At 49.2% G+C, this 20529-nt stretch carries 14 protein-coding genes; 4 read left to right on the forward strand and 10 right to left on the reverse strand.

Going from position 1 to position 20529, the window contains the following annotated elements; translation table 11 throughout:
• Positions 1 to 220 precede the first annotated feature (220 nt).
• From OEL83_19250 to OEL83_19260, 3 genes are all read right to left on the reverse strand, one after another.
• Positions 221 to 517 carry a hypothetical protein gene (locus OEL83_19250; protein MDK9709185.1) on the reverse strand — a complete coding sequence of 99 codons (297 nt, stop codon included), beginning with the start codon at positions 515 to 517 and terminating at the stop codon, positions 221 to 223.
• A gap of 193 nt (positions 518 to 710) precedes the next feature.
• Complete coding sequence (gene clpB, locus OEL83_19255; protein ID MDK9709186.1) at positions 711 to 3314, reverse strand: ATP-dependent chaperone ClpB; 2604 nt, start codon at positions 3312 to 3314, stop codon at positions 711 to 713.
• A gap of 485 nt (positions 3315 to 3799) precedes the next feature.
• Positions 3800 to 3907, reverse strand: coding sequence for a Fe-S cluster assembly protein HesB (locus OEL83_19260; GenBank protein ID MDK9709187.1), 108 nt, complete (start codon positions 3905 to 3907; stop codon positions 3800 to 3802).
• A 460-nt stretch (positions 3908 to 4367) separates the two neighbouring features.
• Between OEL83_19260 and OEL83_19265 the strand changes: the two genes are divergently transcribed.
• Positions 4368 to 5471: a 6-phosphofructokinase gene (locus OEL83_19265; protein MDK9709188.1), complete on the forward strand. Its 1104-nt coding sequence runs from the start codon at positions 4368 to 4370 to the stop codon at positions 5469 to 5471.
• A gap of 23 nt (positions 5472 to 5494) precedes the next feature.
• Positions 5495 to 6142: an endonuclease III domain-containing protein gene (locus OEL83_19270; protein ID MDK9709189.1), complete on the forward strand. Its 648-nt coding sequence runs from the start codon at positions 5495 to 5497 to the stop codon at positions 6140 to 6142.
• Between the two features lie 15 nt (positions 6143 to 6157).
• Here the strand turns inward: OEL83_19270 and OEL83_19275 are convergent, their stop codons facing one another.
• The 4 genes from OEL83_19275 to rnr all read right to left on the reverse strand — a co-directional run bounded on the left by OEL83_19275 (position 6158) and on the right by rnr (position 13297).
• Positions 6158 to 6514 (reverse strand): flagellar basal body protein, encoded by a 357-nt coding sequence (locus OEL83_19275; GenBank protein ID MDK9709190.1) that lies wholly within the window; start codon positions 6512 to 6514, stop codon positions 6158 to 6160.
• Between the two features lie 272 nt (positions 6515 to 6786).
• Positions 6787 to 10119 (reverse strand): winged helix-turn-helix domain-containing protein, encoded by a 3333-nt coding sequence (locus tag OEL83_19280; GenBank protein ID MDK9709191.1) that lies wholly within the window; start codon positions 10117 to 10119, stop codon positions 6787 to 6789.
• Positions 10116 to 10874, reverse strand: coding sequence for an RNA methyltransferase (locus OEL83_19285; protein MDK9709192.1), 759 nt, complete (start codon positions 10872 to 10874; stop codon positions 10116 to 10118). The genes OEL83_19280 and OEL83_19285 overlap by 4 nt, the downstream gene beginning before the upstream one ends.
• A 146-nt stretch (positions 10875 to 11020) precedes the next feature.
• On the reverse strand, positions 11021 to 13297 hold the full coding sequence (rnr, locus tag OEL83_19290) for a ribonuclease R (protein MDK9709193.1): 2277 nt from the start codon (positions 13295 to 13297) through the stop codon (positions 11021 to 11023).
• A gap of 328 nt (positions 13298 to 13625) precedes the next feature.
• On the opposite strand from rnr, the gene OEL83_19295 reads away from it, so the two are divergent.
• Complete coding sequence (locus OEL83_19295) at positions 13626 to 15731, forward strand: HD domain-containing protein (GenBank protein ID MDK9709194.1); 2106 nt, start codon at positions 13626 to 13628, stop codon at positions 15729 to 15731.
• Between the two features lie 28 nt (positions 15732 to 15759).
• Here the strand turns inward: OEL83_19295 and OEL83_19300 are convergent, their stop codons facing one another.
• Positions 15760 to 16332: a hypothetical protein gene (locus OEL83_19300; protein ID MDK9709195.1), complete on the reverse strand. Its 573-nt coding sequence runs from the start codon at positions 16330 to 16332 to the stop codon at positions 15760 to 15762.
• Positions 16292 to 16993, reverse strand: coding sequence for a leucyl/phenylalanyl-tRNA--protein transferase (gene aat, locus OEL83_19305; protein ID MDK9709196.1), 702 nt, complete (start codon positions 16991 to 16993; stop codon positions 16292 to 16294). The genes OEL83_19300 and aat overlap by 41 nt, the downstream gene beginning before the upstream one ends.
• A 427-nt stretch (positions 16994 to 17420) precedes the next feature.
• On the opposite strand from aat, the gene OEL83_19310 reads away from it, so the two are divergent.
• Positions 17421 to 19181: an AAA family ATPase gene (locus OEL83_19310; protein MDK9709197.1), complete on the forward strand. Its 1761-nt coding sequence runs from the start codon at positions 17421 to 17423 to the stop codon at positions 19179 to 19181.
• Between the two features lie 518 nt (positions 19182 to 19699).
• On the opposite strand, the gene OEL83_19315 is transcribed toward OEL83_19310, so the two are convergent.
• Complete coding sequence (locus tag OEL83_19315) at positions 19700 to 20299, reverse strand: site-specific integrase (GenBank protein ID MDK9709198.1); 600 nt, start codon at positions 20297 to 20299, stop codon at positions 19700 to 19702.
• Positions 20300 to 20529 lie beyond the last annotated feature (230 nt).

The raw sequence follows: 20529 nt of genomic DNA on the forward strand, positions 1-20529 counted from the left end.
TCTCAACTTCCATTCCTAAACGATTTTTAACCATGATCCTAATGCCTTATTCCTAAACACCAGAATCATCCCTCGCTCAAGTCCGCGGCAAACTACTTGATTCGTCCCGGACCGTCAAGAAGAAAAAACCTCCTTTGGAACGATTAGGAGGTTTTTTGAAAAGTGGTAGTTTGTATCCGCTCGCTATTCCGTTGTAATAGCAAAAGCAGCGGGGAAGTAGTCAAGACGCTTTTTCTTCATCGAGCCAGCTTGCGAGTATATCGACTATCTTTTTTGCCTGCTCGGTACTGGAAATGTTGAATTTTGATTTCATTATATATTCGCCCTGCCGTTTTTGATAGCGGCGTATAGTATATATATTTTTGCCAAATTCACCTGTGGCTTTATCCAGGGTTTGATAACGGAAGAGGATGGTTGTCCAGGCTCCTTTTGAGAGAACTTCCTTGCCGGTTTCTTTCGCAACCTGGATACCGTCTTCTTCGTAGCTTACTGTAAGGTCTTCAATTGTTGAACTCATGTTTTTTCCGTTTTTAAGTTTCGTCAGGAAGCAAATTCATCGAAGAATCAAATAGATTTAATGGGCCTGGAGCAAAGGTGGTGACGCACTCCAGGCCAAGTATTTAATGCAGGCGAGCAAGCCTGTAAAGAAAAACCTATTCTGTAGGACTTAAAGTAAGACCACTCTGCAGGGTGGTCTTACATCTGAGGGTTTACGATTTGGTTTGCATAGAAAAGGTTAGCCCTTTACCTGTGCCTTCTATAATAATATGATCGCCATCTTTGATTTCCCCTTGAAGAATTTTCACCGCCAGAGGGTCTTCGAGGTTTCGTTGAATGGCCCTTTTTAGAGGGCGTGCACCATAAGAAGGGTTGTAGCCATTCTCCACTAAGAACTGTTTTGCGCTTTCACGGATATGCAGAGAGATTTCCTTTTCATCAAGACGCTTGATGAGCTTTTTGATTTGGATATCGACAATTGCCATCAAGTTCTGGCGAGTCAATCGATCAAAAATAATTGTTTCATCGATTCTGTTCAGAAATTCTGGCTTAAAATTGTGGTGGAGCATTTCCTCGACTTGCGCTTGGATACTGCCTTTGTCTTTTGCGTCATCAGCCATGCTCATGATGAGGGAGCTTCCAAGGTTGGATGTCATTATAAGTAAGGCGTTTTTGAAATCGACGGTACGGCCTTTACCGTCGGTTAAACGCCCATCATCGAGGACTTGTAGAAGAATATTAAAAACATCCGGATGGGCCTTTTCGATTTCATCGAGAAGAATAACCGCATAGGGCCTTCTTCGAACTGCCTCGGTCAAGTAGCCGCCTTCTTCATAGCCAACGTAGCCCGGAGGGGCGCCGATCAGCCGGGAAACTGAGTGCTTTTCCATAAATTCCGACATGTCTACGCGAATCATGGCCTGCTCGTCATCAAAGAGAAAATCGGCAAGCGTTCTGGCAAGCTCGGTTTTACCGACGCCGGTTGGACCAAGAAAGATAAATGAACCGAGTGGCCTGTTTGGATCCTGGAGGCCGGCTCTTGCCCTGCGGACAGCGTTGGCAACTGCCGTGATCGCCTGGCTCTGGCCGATAACACGCTTGGCAAGTTCTTCCTCGGCATGCACAAGTTTGTCTTTTTCGCCTTCAAGTAAGCGGTCTACTGGAATGCCAGTCCACTTGGCGACAACCGCGGCAATATCCTGCGCATCTACCTCTTCTTTGAGCATCATTTGGTTGGCCTGGATATCCTGGAGTTTGGCGTTGGCCTCAGTCAATTCTTTTTCAAGCTGAACTTTTTGCCCATAGCGAATTTCAGCAACACGGCTCAGGTTGCCTTCCCGTTCCGCCTTCTTTTCTTCAATGGCGGTGGCATCAATACGTTCTTTGATGCCTCTGATGCTTTTTATGGTGTCGCGCTCCATCGACCACTGGGCTTTCATCGAGTTGAGGCTTTCGTTGAGATCGGCAAGTTTTTTGCGCAGATCAGTAAGCCGGGTTTTTGAAGCGCTGTCCTTTTCCTTTTTTAAAGCCTCTTGTTCGATTTCCAGTTTGATTTTTTGCCGTTCGAGTTCATCTATTTCAGTGGGCATGGAATCGATTTCGATGCGCAACATCGAGGCTGCCTCGTCGATGAGATCAATGGCCTTGTCCGGCAAAAATCGGTCGGTGATGTATCTATTGGAGAGAGTTACTGCCGCAACGGTGGCATTATCCTGGATTCTCACCCCGTGGTGAATTTCATATTTCTCTTTTATTCCGCGGAGAATAGCTATGGTATCTTCGACGCTGGGTTCTTGCACGAGAACCGGTTGAAAACGCCTTTCAAGCGCACTGTCTTTCTCGATATATTTGCGGTATTCATCGAGGGTCGTTGCCCCGACGCAGTGTAACTCGCCGCGAGCCAAGGCCGGTTTCAGCATGTTGGAGGCATCCATTGACCCCTCGGCTGCCCCGGTACCGACAAGGGTATGGATCTCATCAATAAAGAGAATGATCTCTCCGGCTTTTTCCTCGACCTCTTTCAGCACCGCCTTGAGTCGCTCCTCGAATTCTCCCCGGTATTTTGCGCCGGCTACCAAGGCGCCCATATCAAGGGTGATTACCTGTTTGTTTTCGAGGCTGGCTGGGATGTCGCCATTGACGATGCGCTGAGCAAGGCCTTCGACTATGGCGGTCTTACCTACTCCCGGTTCGCCTATGAGAATCGGGTTGTTCTTTGTCCTTCGTGACAACACCTGGATAATCCTTCGTATCTCCTCATCGCGACCAATGACTGGGTCGATCTTTCCTTGCTTGGCCAACTGTGTCAGATTTTTGCCATACTTCTCAAGGGCTTGATATTTTTCCTCGGGATATTGATCGGTTACCCGGTGGCTTCCGCGCAGGGTCGACAATCCCAGGAGGAATTCTTTTTCCTGAATGCCTCGGCCATTGAGGATTTTGCAAACATCAATCTCCCGGTTTCTGAGGATTGCAAGAAAGAGGTGCTCTTGACTGACGTATTCATCCTGCATCTGCTGAGCAACGGCAAAGGAGTCGTCGAGGACCTTTTTGAGGTGTTTTGAGGCATAACTTTGGCTTGTACCCTGGCCCGACACCCGGGGAATTCTCTCAAGAAGTTGGGCTATGTCCGCTAACACCAGGGACGGATCAATGCCCATTTTTTTGATAACCGGCACAACTATTCCCTCCGGTTGGGTGAAAATGGCCTTTACCAGATGCGCCACCTGGATTTCCTGGTGTCCACTGTCCTGGGCTAATTTTTGCGCGGTCTGTACAGCTTCTTGGGATTTCAGGGTAAATTTATCAAATTGCATGGTATGTCCTCGCTGCTACCTTGTTTTACTGTACCTGTGATACGCCTTTCGGCAGGTGTTTTGGTCACTCTGAGAGGATAAGGATTGCCTTGGTCGGCGTCAAGAAATTGACACCAATGGGCAATAAAAAAAGCGAGCCCCGATCAGAGGGCTCGCTTTGAAATTTCCAAAATCGTATTCACTACTTATAACTTAAAGGAAGCAAATGTATTGTGGAAAAAAGGTGCGGGGCGAGGGTGAATCTATATCTATCAACCACAACTTCCCGAACCACATGAACTCGAGCTGCAACCGCCGCCGGAGCTGATCGGATTCACGGAAGTGATGCCGAATCCGGAGCGTGGGCCAGCGTCAACGTAGTCCACTGTAATTCCACCACAGGTGGTTAAGAGGCTCTTTTCCACGAGAAACTTCAGAGAATCGTTCTCGAAAACCTTGTCGCTATCTTTTGGCTCATCCAGAGCCAATCCCAATGAGGGACCTGCTCAGCCACCCTGCATCAGTGCTACACGCAGGGCGGAATCGATATTGTTCGCCTGCATGTATTCTTTCAGTTTCGCAACAGCTAATCCTGTTACATTGAGTTCAGACATGAAATGCCTCCTTAAAGTTTATTTCTGAAATAACTTCTCTGTGTTATGACCATCATTGGCAAGAGAAGCATTGCTAATGGTAGAAAAATAAGGTGGGATAGACAAATAGTCAATCTTTACTGGATCAAAATAATGGAGAGAATTAAGGGTTGCAAGGCCATTTCATTGACAATGAAGGAGGGAGGGGTGCTTGCCCTGCCTCATGGTGCGACCTGCGGAGAGTATTTATGCTTAAAAAAGAAAGGTATGAAAGAAATAAATAATATCTTCCACTAAAAATTGAATAGGCGGGGGATGTTAGTTTATAGTTCTGTGATGGAAAACAGACGCAGTATTATCGCTAGCAGGGTTTTCTTGTAACTGCCGGTGGATTGAGTCAAGCCCGTTGCCTCCTCGGTGGCGGCAGGCAAAGATGATTGCGTTATATATAGTTTTTATCTATTAGGCCAGAGAGGTTTTTATGAAAAAAATTATTATTTCGACGGGTGGAGGGGACGCTCCCGGGCTCAACGCGGTCATTTATGCTGTGGTACACACCTGCTACAGGAAGGGTTGGGAGGTATATGGCAGCAAGAATGGTTATGGAGGTTTTCTCGACATTGACGATATGGTTCGCCTCACCATTAGAGATGTAGAGGGGATCTATTCGACCGGTGGAACTATTCTTGGATCGACGAATAAAGGAAATCCTTTTGCCAAACCCGTGGAAAACCTGGCTGGTGAAATACAGATTGTTGATGTTTCCGATAAAATTCTAAAAAACTTCAGCAGAATGGGTTTCGATTGTCATATTGCCATCGGCGGTGATGGCAGCCTTGATATTGCCCACAAGTTTGCCTTGAAGGGTATGCCGGTCATCGGCGTTCCAAAAACCATCGACAATGATTTGGAAGAAACCGACCGAACCTTCGGTTTTGATACGGCTGTCTCCACGGCGACGGAAGCGCTCGACAAGCTGCACTCAACGGCGAAATCCCATAACCGGGTTATGGTGGTTGAAGTCATGGGCCGAGATTCCGGCTGGATCGCTTTATACTCCGGTATTTCCGGCGGCGCCGATGTTATCTTAATTCCGGAAATTCCCTTTGATATGGAAGCAGTTTGCGAGAAAATTGCCGACAATGAACTGCATGAGAAACATTATTCTATTGTTGTTGTTGCAGAAGGAGCGGTTACCAAAGAGGGACAAAACTTTAATAAGGGTAAGGGGGAACTCGGCCGTGAGGAGGTAATTCTTGGCGGGGTCGGTGAATGGGTGGCCTCGGAAATTAGAAAACGCACGGAAAAGGACACCAGATCACTGGTTCTCGGCCATTTGCAGCGTGGTGGATCGCCAACGACCTTTGATCGATTGCTTGCCCTGCGGTTTGGTGCCGCAGCGGTTCGAATGATTGAAGATGGGGTTTTTGATCACATGGTGGCCTTGAAAAACTCCGTCATGGTGCCTGTGCCGATTGCCAATGCAATAAAAAAACGGAAGAAAGTATCCTTTACCAATGACAAGATCGTCACCGCCAGGGACATCGGTATCTGCCTTGGCGATAAAGATCTTGAAACAGTGTAGACGACGAGCGAGGGCAAAGAGGAGTGGGAGATAACAGCTACGAAGAGGCCTACCGGCTGCTGTACGCACAGTATGGCCCCCAGGGTTGGTGGCCGGGAGAGACACCTTTCGAGGTAATGGTGGGGGCGGTCTTGACCCAGAATACCAATTGGTCAAATGTCAGAAAGGCCATCAGCAATTTGCAGCAGGCCGGACTCCTCTCTTTTGAGGCGTTGTCGCTGTGTAGTGCTGACGAGATAGCCCCGTATATTCGGCCATCCGGGTATTACAATCTCAAGGCCCGCCGGTTGCGCAATCTGCTGGATTTAATAGATAACCACTACGAAGGCAAGCTTGAGCGTTTTCTTGCTGACGAGTTAGAGCCTTCACGGGAAAGACTTCTCCAGGTGAAGGGAATCGGCCCGGAGACCGCCGACTCGATACTGCTCTACGCCTGTGAGCATCCGATATTCGTCATCGATATGTATACCCATAGGGTATTCAGTCGGCATAACCTGGTAATGGAGGAAAGCGATTACCAGGATATGCAGCAGATTTTTATGGATCATCTTCCGCATGACCCACAGCTCTTTAATGAATTTCACGCACTTATCGTTCGCGTGGCAAGCACCTGCTGCAAAAAGACCAACCCCCTGTGTGATCAATGCCCACTTCAGGGATTGAACCTTTGAGGTACGAGAGGTGTGTTACGACTGAATATCCAAGAGGGTGCCGGTCATGTCATTGACCGTCTCAATGGTTTTGAGATTGGCCTTGTAGAATTGGCTACTCAAGCTCATTTCCGGTATTTCCGAGCTCATTTCTACATTAGAAAGCTCTACAAGATCAGGGCCCCCGCTGGTTTCCTGGAAGACACTGGCACCCGGGGTATTTACTTGATCAACTGTTGCTCGTACCCCCTGCGGCTGCTGCTCAGCCATGGTAACCCTGGTTTTCCTAAAACCATCGGTGTTGGCGTTGGCGATATTGTTGGCGCCCGACTGGACCTTTGTGCCGAAGGCTTGTAAGGCTGTGAGGGCTGAACTGTATGCTGAAATCATCATCTGCTCCATCATTAAAAAAGATTTTCTTTGAACTCAACCTGCAAACATTGCACCAGATTGAAAATTCTCTGGAGAATCTCGCAAATGAGCTATCGATTGCGGAGTGAGCTGTGCAGATCTGTGCAGATGGGTGAGCAGGGAGCCCCAGATATTTTCTTAGATTTTGCAGTAGTATAAAGCTGCGTTGCGTATCTTGTCTGTTTTAAGTAAACGTATGCCTTTGTGGTATGCCGTAATGGTAATAGCGGTTACCAATTACTCCAATGCGTATCTCATGCAATTGCTGGTTTGGTAATTTCCTCGAGAAAACCTTCTATCTCATCTTCAGTATACTCAGCCTTCAGAAGCGCTTTTTTGTATCTGTCAAGAATCTCTCGCGCCTTCAGTGGGTTGTTGTTGAGGCAGTGTAATTTGTAGAGCAAAGAGGTCAGACCTTCCTCCAGATAATTGAGTTGCAGTATGCGTTCGAGAACGGTTATGGCCTCCTCTCGTCTTTCCGATCTTGCCAAGCTATTGGCCCAGATTGAACCGATTTTCACAAGAAGGTGGGTGAGATGATCACTGAAATCCAAGGCTTGTTCACTTTGGAAGGTATCGTCGGGCATTCCACCCTTCCACAATGCAAGAGCGGTTTGAAAGGCGCTATGGGCTTGCAGCCACTCATTATTTTTACTGTGGGATATTCCGATGCGGGCGGTTTCCTGGAATTGCAGTGCATCAATCTCATAGTTGGCCAAACATAGAATCCCCTTTTGGAGGAAGAAGTAATCTTTGATTGAGCTTGGCAGGAGTGGCGTCAGCTGTTGGCGGATGCGACTCAAAAGGGTGTCGAGACTTTTTCTGGCATTTACAGGCCCACTCTCCGGCCATAATTCTACAACAATTTTTTCCTGAGGAATACGTTGTCCTTTAGCGGTTATCAGCAGCCCAAGCAATTCACGCTGAATTGGAGTGAGGTCCTTCGATCGGAAAAGGATCTTTCCGGAAATGCTGACCTCAAAATTATCCATGAGGGTGAACTTGAGGAGGGGAATGGGTTGCCCACTATCGGAAAAATTCATGTGCAGGCGGGTTCTTGCAAGGGACTGGGCAAAACTTTTTTCAAGATCTCTTTCTACCGCTAGGGCCAGGAGTTCGGTCATCATCACTGGTTCCCAGGTCCAGAAGTGGTTATACCCGTTGACTTTCATGAGAGCCAAACCCGCTTCAAGGTCATTTATGGCTGCCTCGGCCCCTTTTTCTTTTAACGCACAATAACTTCTGTTGAACAGTGCACAAATGGTCAAATATGTAGAGGGAATGGTCTGGGCGATGGCGAGCCCTTTTTCAAAAAGTGGAATGGCCTCGGAGTATTGTTTTGCCTTGGTATAAACCGCACCGGCGATAATGGCGTTGAAGCCGACATAAAATAGACCTGCAGAGTTTTGTCGAAGGCGAATTGATTCGGCAATTTTTTGGACTGCCTTTTCGGCATGGTTGGTGATGGACAGGCCGAAGGCCTGCCATTGCAGCAGTTGGCTTTGCATGTGGTCGGTTGCGGCGGTGGAGGTAATTCCCCATCCCCTCTCCAACAAGTCAAGTGCCTGATGGGGAAGCCCCAGGGAAAAGAGGGTGCTGCTGCCCCAGACATACAAGTAGGGGGCAGCGACCGTCTGATCGATCACTTTATGGTTGATGGAGTTTTGCAAAACCTGCTGTTGTATATGAAAATTTTGGTGATCTCCGACCATGGAGAGATAGCAGAGATTCATGACTCTCATGGTTAGCCGGTTCGATTCGCCAACGAGTGGGTCATTATAAAGTGTGAAACAGATCTCGGCCTCACGGAGGTATTTGGCGAGGTTTCCGCTGAGCAGCTCAATATAGCCCTGAATAAACCGGGTTGAGGCAATAAAGTTGCGGATATCGTGGGTTGTCGCAAGGTCGGTAGCCATGCGGATATAATGCCTGGCCCTACCCATTTCGCCGTTGAAAAAACAATAACCGACTGCAAGATTGCGGGCGGTCATGATAATTATCGGCACAGGCAATGCGGCTTGGTTGTTTTTCAGCAGCTCCTCGATTCTTGGCAGCAGTTGCGCCCCTTCCGTGTATCTGCCGGAAATGACGAAATGATAATAGACGGTTTGTGACAGGGCTATTAATTCGCCGGTTACTTCTCCTGATTCTTCAAAGCGGCTACGTACTCGGTCGAAGTAGGGCAGAGTGGTCTGAGGTGCAAAATCGACGCGAAGCAGTCCGGCGTAGAGGGTCAGCCAGGAATATTGACAAAGGATATCGTCAGGTATTGTTTGTAACAGACTCAGGATAGTGATAGTGCGGTTTTTGGCGATAAGGTTCATCCCTTTTTCTTTCAGGATGTCATTCATTGCGTTAAAATCACCGGCGTTTTTATAACAGGTGAGGGCCTTCTCGGTCATATCCCGAGAAAGGTAGTAGCGTGCTTCGCTTCGGTAAATTTCGGCGATTTGTGCTGCCGGCAAGTGAGTTCTGGCCCGTTGTTGGAGAAATTCCTGGAAGAAATGATGGAGGCGGAAGACCTTTTGCCGGTTATCGAGTTTGTAAATGAAAAAGTTTTCGCTGGCCATTTTTGCCAGCCTTTCCGGGAGGCCGACAATCCCTGATATCTCGGCCGCCAAGTCGCCGGGGATCTCGTGGAGAAATGACAACTTGAGGAAGGCATAATGAAGCACTTCAGGTATCTGGGCGAAGATTTCTTCCTGGAAATAGTCAAGCATATGGCCGGTTGGCGGCGTGGCGGATAGGGCTGCAGTCGAAGGTTTTTGCCAAAATTTGTTTCGTCCGGAAATAGGGTGGCTTGCCAGGATGATCCCCATAATCCATCCATTGGTAATACGGTGAATCTCGTTGGCCTCCTGCCGGCTGATGTCCCTTTTTAAAACGCTGTGGAATAGGGTCTCGATTTCCTGATTGTCAAGGGCCAGATCTGCGGTATTGAGGTAGACGATGTTCGCCCCGTTGCGAATAGTTTTCCCTTTAATCTCAAGAGGGTGTCTGCTGATTAGGATAAAGTGTACCTTGGGTGGGGAGGTGTCGAGAAGGTGCTCAAGCAGGCTGATGGTAAGGGTTCCGAACTCGATGAGATGGAGATCGTCAAAAACCAGGTAGATATCCTTTTTTAAATACGTTTCCAGATCGTGCAGGAGGAGATTGGCGCAACGGGTGAGATCCAAAGGGCCTACACTGCCTTCGGTCAGTATGCTTGCCAGTTGCGGTGAGGTAAATCCCGGCAGCTTGCTGGAAAGGTTGGTCAACAAAGAGGACAGCAGCAGTACCGGGTCTGAGTCCTCCGGGCCAACTTGGTACCACAGTGAGATGTCGTCGGTGGTTGCTAGAAATTGCGAGGCAAGAGTCGTCTTCCCCTGACCGGCCTGCGCCTCAATAATGATGGCCTTTTTCCGGTGGTTATCACTTGGGAATTTTGTCTTGAGGAGATTGGTTCTAAAAAGAGATTGGGAATGATCAATATGGGGAGAGTAAAATTTGTTCGATGGCAGGCTGGAGGGTTCAATACTCTCATTATACCGCAAGGGCATAAATTTCGTTTGAGCAGACAAGTTGCTCAACTCAGCTTTATGATTCATGGTTCACCAAGGTCGTTGCTTGTTCTCTTTCTCTCGTACAGGAGGAGTTTTTTGCACACCGTCCTGACAATGTTTGCGTCCTTCGAGGTAAGGTGCATTCTACTGAAAAAACGTCGAATATTGGTCATCCAGTAGGAATGATTCACTTCACTGAGAAAGTCAATTGAATACAGCGATTCCTCAAGAAATGCATACATGCTCTCCAATTCGTGAGAGCTGGCAAGCTGTGGCGCAAATACCATATCTTTTTTTGCATGGACCACGCCATAATAAAATTCATAACAATGAATTGCAACAGCTTGAGCGAGGTTAAGAGAGGAAAAATCAGCGGTAGGAATAGCTGAGGCGATCTGGCAAAATTTAAGGTCATCATTGGTCAGGCCGGTATCCTCGGGACCGAAGAGGATCGCCACCTTATTCCTGGTAAGAGCAGGAAGTATTGTGTCTACCAGTTCTCGTGGTGTCTTTTCAACGGTGCGCTGGCGGCCCCTTCGCGCCGTCGTGCCAACCACGATGGTGAAGTCGGCAAGGGCCTCGGCAAGATTACGATAGATTTCCAGGTTGTCAATCAGATGAGCCGCTTTATGGGTGGCCATTTTGGCCATGGCCTCGCGGTCAGGAATTTCGTCTCTGACGATTATCAGGCGATTGATGCCCATATTCCAGGCAACTCTAGCGGCGGCACCGATATTTTCAGGGATTTTAGGACGGACGAGAACGATGGCGATTTGATTCAGGAGCGATTGCTGGTCCATGGGGGTCAAAGATGGGCTTTGAGTGGTGGTGAATTGGATGGTTCGAAGAGGGAATCCAGCCTAGCTTTTCGTGCCAGCTGGCCACCTTTCCGAGTGGCTGAAGGGTGGCAAGTCCGGTCTACATGTATGTCAAGCCTTTGCCCAAGTCAAGGAAAAGCAGGAGGCTTGGGTTTTATCCTGGCCTCCCAACTGTCTTTTTTCCTTGCTGAATCGCTTGCCAGGATAAAATTTAGCCTTCTTCGGTAGAAGTCGACATCTTCCAGCGTAACGCGCAGGGGATCGCCGATCCGGTAGGTTTTTGCGGTGATTTCACCGAAAAGGCGATGGTTTTTGCTGTCCAAAAGATAATAATCGTCGGTGAGGCGGTCCACGCCTATGGATCCGCTGATGCAGTGGCTGGGGATCTCAATAAAAAGAGCAGAATCATTGACTCCGGAAATGATGGCGTCAAATGAATCGCCAATATGTTTTTGCATAAAGTTGATTTTCAGTCTTTCCTGGATATCCCGTTCGGCGGTAATTGCGACCCTTTCCCTGGTTGAAAGAAAGTCTCCTGCATCTTTGAGAGATGCAGAAGGATGAATCGGCTGTTTTTTCTCTTGAGACCGTGATATCAGGCGAAGCAGGGTGCGATGGACGATGAGATCCGGATAGCGCCTGATCGGGGAGGTGAAGTGTGTATAGTCGGAGGAAGCAAGACCGAAATGGCCGACATTCTCGGCCGAGTACTGCGCCTGTTTCATACTGCGCAACAGCAGGTTATTGATAATATATTCGTATCGCGATTCGTTGCAGATTGCGAGTACCTTGGCAAACCATGCTGGGTTGATCTCCATCGGCGGCAATTGCAGTCCGAGGGTTTTCGCGAAGGTGAAAAAAGCCTCCATTTTTAAGGGGTCAGGCGGTTCATGCACACGGTAAATGGCCGGGACCTTTCTGGCTGTCGCCAGCTCGGCTACGGCTTCGTTGGCCGCGAGCATGAATTCTTCGATGAGCTGGTGGGCGAAATTCCTTTCCGCCCGGTAGATTGCCGTCACCTCACCGGTATCGTTTACAGTGAACTCCGCCTCCGGCAAATTAAAATCGATAGAGCCACGTTGTCTTCTTCTGGCCTGCAGGGCTGTTGCCAGTTCCTGCGCCCACCTGAGCTGGGTGAGAAAAGGTTTGTATTGCTTGCGGACTGCTGGGTCCTTGTCGATGAGGATTTCTTTCACCGTTGTATAGGTGAAACGTTGGTTGCTGCAGATTACCGACCGGGTAAAGCGCTTGTTCTGCAGTGTTCCGGATTTGTCAAAATCGAGAATTGCCGAAACAGTCAGCCGGTCTTGGCCGGGAACCAGGCTGCAGAGGTCGTTGGACAGCCTTTCCGGCAGCATGGGAAGCACCCTGCCTGGGAAATAAATGGATGTTCCCCTGGCGTAGGCCTCCTTGTCGATGGCCGAGCCCGGAGGAACATAATGGCTGACATCGGCTATGGAAACGTAGAGGCGAAACCCTCGGCGGGTCTTCATGACACAGATGGCATCATCGAAATCCTTAGCGGTTTCGCCGTCAATGGTCACGTGCGGGGTTTGTCGGAGGTCTTCTCTGCCTTCCTCAAGTTCTATAATGCCGGCGAGGCTCTCGGCCTCTTGCAGTGCCTCGGTACTGAACTCATGGGGGAGGTCGAATTTCTGGATGACCAGCTGCATCTGCGTATCGACTGTATCGGCACTGCCAAGGACATTCAAGATCTTGCCGGTAAGCACTCGGGTCTGCCGCGCTTCCCTTGTATACTGGACGATGACCGCATCGCCATCCTGCAGGGTGTAGCCATTATCGTCGGCGATTTTAATAGTAAATGGAAATCTGGAATCATCGGGAAAGACGCTGGCACCGCCGCGAGTTTCCCGGTAGATGCCGGCAATTTTGTCTGGCCCACGGGCGAGTATCCGCAGGACGACGGCCTCCGGCCGGTCATCCTTGCGTACCCGCAGTACCCGTATCAAAACCCGATCGCCGTGCTGAGCGCTGCCCATGGCGGCAGCAGAGACAAAGGGGTCGCGAAGAAAAGCCGCCTCCTTGCCGTGTTGCTGAACGGGTCCGACAAAACCGAATCCGTTGGGGTGTTGCACCAGTGGCCCTTCGTATAGCGGTGCATTGCGAGCAAGCGCATATTGCCGCTTGCCGTTTTTGGTGATGAGGCCTTCGTGCAGCAGGGAGTCGATTGTCTTTGCGAGGTCTTTTGCCGTGCCTGTCTCCTTGACGAGGTGATCTTCAATGGTTGCAAGCGGCACTGATTCTCCAGAAGTATAAAGGAAACCGAGAATGAGGTTGGCGTTTCTACTGAAATCTTGCCGGTTTTCTTTGCCCGGACGACGCTCTTTGGCCCTGTTGCCCTGCGGCTTGCGGGATTTTTCAGGAGGATTTCTTTTTTTTGGCATGGTGTCTTTTTTCTTTTGTCCGGCGAATGAATTTTGTTAAGCTGCGGTCAATTGTCTTGATCCCTTGTATTTCCTTGTCGAGTGCCCCGTTTAGTAGTAGAGCAGTAGTGATTGCTGGCAAGTCTTTGCAGCCTGGCAAACGGGGAGGGCGTTCTCATGAAATTCCTTCTTGAATCGCAAGGGTATACGTTTTGTTTGAGCATACAAGCTACTCGATTCAGTTCCAAAAACAGAGAAAGATTTTCTGAAGTATTAAGCGTTCACATTCTAAGTATCTTATTAACTATGTCTATAGGTGTTGGCTGTTGTTCGAACAGATTGGGGGGGCATGCGCCGTATTCCGTTTGACCTTGAGATCTACCGTGACCAAATGCGGGCGCTTATCGCCGATAAGCCGGGCGAAGAAATATTCTGGCAGGCACTCAGCTTTGCGGCAGAGGCACACGGCGACCAGTGGCGTAGATCCGGCGATGCCTACATTCTCCATCCTTGTTCCGTGGCCAAGATCCTCGCCGAGGAGATGGATATTACCAATCCGGAGATCCTCGCCGCAGCACTCCTCCATGACACGGTGGAGGATGTGCCGGAGGTAACCGAAGAGGTCGTTGGGCAAAAGTTTGGCAGCTATGTCCAGGCCATAGTCGAGGGATGCACGAAGGTTACCCATGTCTCCGGCGATAGGCAGGCCGACAGTCAAAATACCCACCGGAAGATTTTCACCGGTGCTTCCCTGCGTCCGGAGGTAATGCTGGTCAAGCTTGCGGACCGCTTGCATAACCTTCGAACCCTCCGGGCGATGCCGAAGGACAAACGTCAGCGTATCGCTGACGAGACAATCGGGGTATACGCGCCATTGGCGACCGTTTTCGGTCTTTTCAATATGAAGAGGGAGATGTACAACCTAGCTTTGCTGTATAAGTATCCCAAGCAGGGTGCAAAAATTAATAATCAAATTCGCCAGTTGGCAGAGTCTCCCGTTGGACCGGCGATAATTGAGGCAATTAAAAAAAACGCCGAGATCAGCAACCTCGAATGCCGCATCACCATGCGAACCAAAAACCTGTGGGCGTATTATGATGTTGCTAGCCGGATACTGGTGCAGCGCATCGATACCCCCATGGAATTTCTTGTCGGGGTTAATGATGTACAGGACTGCTACCGGGCGCTGGGTATTATCAACCAGACCTTTAAACCGATTCCCCGCACCCTCCGGGATTTCATCGCCAATCCGAAGCCTACCGGCTATCAGGGACTGCATGCCCGGGCGATAATTCAGGGACAGAAATATCTCTTTAAGATCAGAACAGATGAGATGGCCCGGAAGGCACAGAGAGGGATTTTTCGGAACTGGAGCTCAAAGTCCGGAAAACAGGGCCGTTTTATTCGCGAAATACAAGAGATGTTTGACGTTCTTGGTTCTGAGGATTCGGTGTCGTACCGGGATGTCATTGCGGCAAGTGGCATTAAGGAGATTTATACCTATACTCCACAGGGCGATTTGATCTGTCTGCCGGTGAATTCCACCATTCTCGATTTTGCCTTTCAGGTTCACACCGAAATTGGCCAAACATGTCTTGCGGCAATGATTCGCAATAAAAAGGTCGGCCCGGACCATGTCCTGAAAGACGGCGATATGGTGCGCATCATCAGGGCTGACCAGCCTATCCGCTTTGATCAGCAGATGCTGACTTTGTGCAAGACCCCCAGGGCGAGGGGTGAGTTGGCCAGAAGTTTTAAGATCCGCCGCCACAAGGTGACTCGGGAGGTGGGTTTTTCCATGCTTCGCCAGGAAATGCTCCGCTACGGAATTCCATTCGATGTCTTGTCCGGCAAGGATGTGCCCCTGCTTCTGGAAAACTATTCTCTGAATAACCTCGATGAACTCTACATACGGATCGGTGAGGGGCGGACTCAGCTGCAAAAGGTAATCGAGGACATTAAGAATATCCTCTATGGCGGGGTTTCACCTCTGGTCACCCCAACCGGCGCCTTTAATAAAATTGAGCTGACCACCCTTGATCCGGTTTCAGTGAAGCTTTCGTCCTGCTGTAAACCCAATCCCACCGCCAAGGACAACTGTGCATTGCTGACGCCCAAAGGCCTTTCCGTGCACCACAAGAACTGCGAACGATTTCGTGAGCTCAATTTTCAGCGCGAGGACGCGGTGAATATCACCTGGAAAATCAGGGACACCCGCGTACGCAAGCTGCAACTGCTGAATATTCTTCAGGCCAGCAGGAAAGATATCATGAATGCTGTCGGTTCTGCCCCTGAGGAGATGGAGATGCACCGTTTAGAAATCCATTCCAGCTCTTCATCTCCCGACCCCGCCTGGCAGCTTTCCTTTGCCGTTCCAAACCTGTACGCACTCCAGAAGGTACTGCGGCATTTCGATAAATCAAATATCCCTTACGATTTTTACCTCGAGTGTTGAGGCAAGGTGCAGCAACCGGGCTGGATCTTTATTGTTCGCTGGGCTCCTTATCGGTTGCCGTGGTATTTTTCTTGCTATAGTTGGCGAGAACCTTGCCAAGCATGGCCGGCAAGTCGTCCGGCAATCTGGAGCTCCGATAGAGTTGGGTGAGGGTTTTTTCCAGGGTCAGCCGTTCGCCAAGGAAAACATGTCGCAATATCAGCGATATGAGCCTGGTGATTGTAGTGAGGTTGGAAATCCGCGATTGCAGATGCTGGTCGCGGTCGAAGGCCGTTGAGGCGAATATCTCCACAGGGTTACCATCGAGTTCGCTGACTGACACATACCAGGTGTTTCGTTCTCTGTCGGTTGTGCGGTACCGTACGGCGTCGAGAACATCGGGGAGTTCCTGTTCGACCTGCTTCGGAGTGCAACCGGGGAATCCGGCGATCTGGGCGAGTTTTCTCGCACAGGCAGGATTGTCCTGGAGAATGCCAATTATCTTCAGGCAAGTAGCACACAGGTTGTCATTTGCACCGTGGGCGGTGAGCTGCTGTTCTGCCCCGCAGGCAGTACAAGTATCATGTGGCGATTTGGCGGATGTCTTTTTTCCAGTTTTCATTGGGTGTGATGTCGTTGATGTATTCTTTCAGGTAGCCTTGAAAATCCCGGCCGCTTATTTCTCTTGCCCCAAAACGTAATAAATGATCGGTGGTCATCTGGCAATCAACCATTTGGAAATTATTGTTTTTAAGGTGTTCAATAAGGCCGACCAAGGCAAACTGCGAGCCGCATTTTATCCTCGAAAACATTGATTCTCCAAAGAAAACCCGGTCAAGGGCGATGCCGTACAGGCCTCCGACCAATCGATCTCCTTGCCAGCACTCAATTGAATGGGCAATGCCCAGTGAATGGAGTTTGATATAGGCAGCCTGCATTTTTTGGGTTATCCACGTCCGGTCACCGGTTTCGGTTCGGACCGTGGCGCATTCCTCGATTACTTTGGCAAAGGCGCAATCACGAGAAATGGTGATGTGGAAATTCCGGGCATACCGTGGCAATCGTTTGGGAATTTTGAACTCACCAGGAAAAAGCACAAGCCGGGGCCGGGGACACCACCAAAGCAAGGGATCCCCCTCGGAATACCAGGGGAAGATGCCTTGGCGGTATGCAGTTATCAGCCTCTGCGGGCTCAGGTCGCCGCCGATTGCCAGCAGGCCGTTTTCCTCCGCGAGTTCAGGGTTGGGAAATCCGATGTACGTGGTAAGTTGAAAGACCGGCATGGGTGTAGAGGTCAAGTTCAGAAACAGAATAGTTGGGTCCGAAAGCCATATCCATTGAGTACTCTACCACTATTTTATACCGCAAGGGCATAAGTTTTGTTCGAGCTGACAAACAGCTCAAGTCAGCTTTCATATCTGATATATGTTGTTTGTTGGGGCTATACGGAAAAAAGGGAGCGTACGATGTTAATCCTCCTGGATTGTTCTTCAGCGGCCATGCACGGCATTCCGGGTTTTAGAAACTGGTCAAATCCTTTGAATCTGCCGCCAATAGGGGAGGTTTGGTAATACTGTTTTTTTTCTGTGGCGAGTAGAGTATTATCATTTGCGAAATTGTTGGAGAAATTGGTCTCATTGAGGAGATATTTGGACTTGGGCGAGACGTCAAGGCCGGGAGAATTCTTTTTAGATATTGCGCATTATCATCATGGAAATTCAACAACGTACTGATAATTCACTGGATATTCCTTCCCAAGCTGAAATAGCCATGGAAGATTTCTATCCAGGTGCCGGTCGCGGGGAATTGCTTCTGCGCATGAAGGGTGCCATAGGAAGCGGGGCACCGTTTATGGTGCTTTCGGGAGGTGATGGGAGTGGAAAAACGATGATGTGCCGGATGCTCGAACGCGAGTGCTCATCCACTACTGTGGTTCTTTTCCCTCAGACAGTTGAATCCTTTGAAGATGTTGTCCGAATTATTGCCCACACTATGGGTCTTAATCCCTCCACCGCGGAAGAAGGAAAGACCGTTGATGGGACCATTGCCCAGATTATTTCTCATCTGGCGAACCAACCGAAGGGTCTCCTGGTAATTTTTGATGAAGCGGAGGATATCTACCTTGCAACGCTCGAGAGAATCCGCAAGATGTTGGACCGGTTGACCGCTGCCGGTGTAAATATGCAGATCATTTTCTCTGGGCGGAAGACCTTTCTTGAGAATTGCGAACAGCTTTCCATCTGTGATTTCCGTCATACCCAAGATCTCCATTTCGAACTCCTGCCGCTCACCGAAGAAGAAACAGCTGATTACCTGCGGCAGTATGCAGAGCGGATGGCAAACCCGGAGAAGGGAAAAATCTTCAACGATGAGGTTGTCCGGAATATCCACGGTTTGGCTAAGGGAAAATTTCGCGTTGTAAAACGTCTCGCCGATGAATCGTTACGGGCGCAGGGAGATGATACGTCCTTTATGGCCTTGCTGGAGAGTGTTCAGGAAGAAGAGGGTGACGACGATGGCAGAAAAGGTGCAGTAATGCCAACCTGGAAACGTTTCATTCCGTATTTGTGGTGGATCGGAGGGGCGTTGTGCACACTGGTTTTGGCAGGTTTTCTTTTTCAGCCTGGAGAGAACCGGCATGTTAAAAAGCCGGTTCCCTTGCCTGCTGTTGCCGGAAAAAAGAAGATGGAGCCTCTTGTTCCGGTAAAAGAAACCGTTCAGTCATCGCCTGTTCAACCGGTTGTCAAAGCAGCCAACTTGCCGGCGGTGCAAGCTGCGCCCCCAGCCCATGAAGCCCAAGGAAAACAGCCGGAGGTGGTGGAGCAAAAGACTGCAAAGGTATCGGTAGAACCGGTGGTAGTCCAACCAGTTAGCGCTGCAGCGCCGGCAGTCGAGACAGCACCAGCGATTGTTGAAAAAGCCGGGGAAGTAGATGCGAAGAAAGCCGAACCGGCTGCTGTGCCAAATAAGGTGAAGAGTTCTCTTGCAAGTCAGGTAAAGATTCCAGACTTGCGGCAGGTCCCGCCATTGAAGGCAAAACCTGGAGGGCAGCAGGATTCTGGTGCTGTTACAGCAAAGTCACCGCTTAAAACAGAAGCCCAAGAGAATTCTGTAACTGCCGGTACCTTAACAGTTGATCAGCTTTACCAAAAGCGTTTGAAGGCGGGCAGTGTTTGGGCAAGTGGTAAGAAGAACGACTTGTTTACTGTGCAACTAATGGTTCTCACGGCGAAAAATGCTGAATCAAACCTTAAGAAAATGCTTGCTCAGACCAATTATAGGCAAGAGGCGGGGAAATTTTTTATCTTTAAGAAAGGTGGGTCTTCCGAGAATATGCTGGTTTTTTATGGCGAGTATCCAAGCCTTGAAACCGCTCGCCTTGCTCAAAACAGTCTTCCTCAATTCTTACGTGAGCACCAACCCTATGCGATTTCTGTAAAGGGCGCCATTGCCAAGGTCGGTGCGAAATAGTCTGTCCGGCTAAACCGGGCGTGGGAAAGTATTGAGGCCTCTATACAAAAAAGGGGTGCCATAGAGAATCCTCTGTGGCACCCCTTTTTATAGTTGGTGGAGCTAGACGGGATCGAAAAATGGACCTCCGAACTGCCCAGGGCGCTCTGAAGCTGAGCTATTATCTACTTGATATCATTATTTATAGATTGTTTAAGTCTGTCTTGTCCACTGTGAAGTTAGGGGCTCAGTACAATGTTTGAGTGTTGTTAGGTGTACAAGGTTTTCTGTCGAAATTCAACCGAAATTTTTGAAAGCCCACCTTTCCGCCTATACACCAAGCTGCTCCCCCGGTGCCGGTGGTCCTCCTGCCGTTCCTTAGATAGTTCTTCGTTTAGCCTGCTTGTTGCTTGCATCCTATGAATGTAAGGTAATCTTAAAGCAGACACAGTGGGCAACCAGGATGATTTCAACGCTACCTACAGGAAGAATCAAGGCCACGATTGCTGACTGGCTTCCTCGGGCAACCTGGTTTGTTTTTACAGACTCAACTTCATATAGGCGTCTTTGATCTCCTCTGCTTGAATACACAGGTAATCGAGGGTTTGCCTTTGTGTCGAATGGTTAAACATCACCATGAGTTCAGGTATTGAAGTGTTCAGTTGAGTCCGCTGATGGTAGCCAAAGGTCTTTCGCAGGGTATGGCTTCCGTAATTGCCCGGCAGGTTAATCTCCTTGCACCAAGTCTTGACCAGACGGTTGACCGATGGAACCGTTAATGTTCCTCTCTGGCTCTTGAAAAGGCTGTCGCCAACTTCAAGCGTTTGCCCTTGGCTTGACCTCAGCCAATGCTGAATGGCCTCAACAGCTGAGCTATTCAAAGTAATCCGCCGACCTTTCCCAGTCTTCTTTTCCTTTAAAACAAGTTCTTCACCGGCCTTGATGTCTCTGACCTGTCCTACAGTGATTGACAGCAGATCGGACGCCCTGAGATTGGTATTGATGCCGAGAACGAACAGGCAGTAATCACGTGGCTGATTGTTCTTTAAACTCTTCTTGATGGTGTTGATGTCCTTGACTGCTTTGATAGGGTCAACTTTAATTTCAGCGTCTTTTTTGGGATGGTTCGGGTTCGGCATGGTGGTATCTCCTGGTTGTCTTGGTGTCTTTACATCTTGCTAAGAAATACAGATATAGCATCAATAGATAGCGAGACGCAACAGGATATTTTGCATGAGATCTGGGAAACCATAGATATATGCTTGATTACATGAAGAAAACACCAAGAATTGTCTCGCTAACTTTTCTATATTAGTTAACGAGTGTTCCTGGAATCCGACACCTCGCTTTCTCCGAGCTGCCCGCCAAT

This window comes from Desulforhopalus sp. (genome assembly GCA_030247675.1).
Classification (GTDB): Bacteria; Desulfobacterota; Desulfobulbia; order Desulfobulbales; family Desulfocapsaceae; genus Desulforhopalus_A.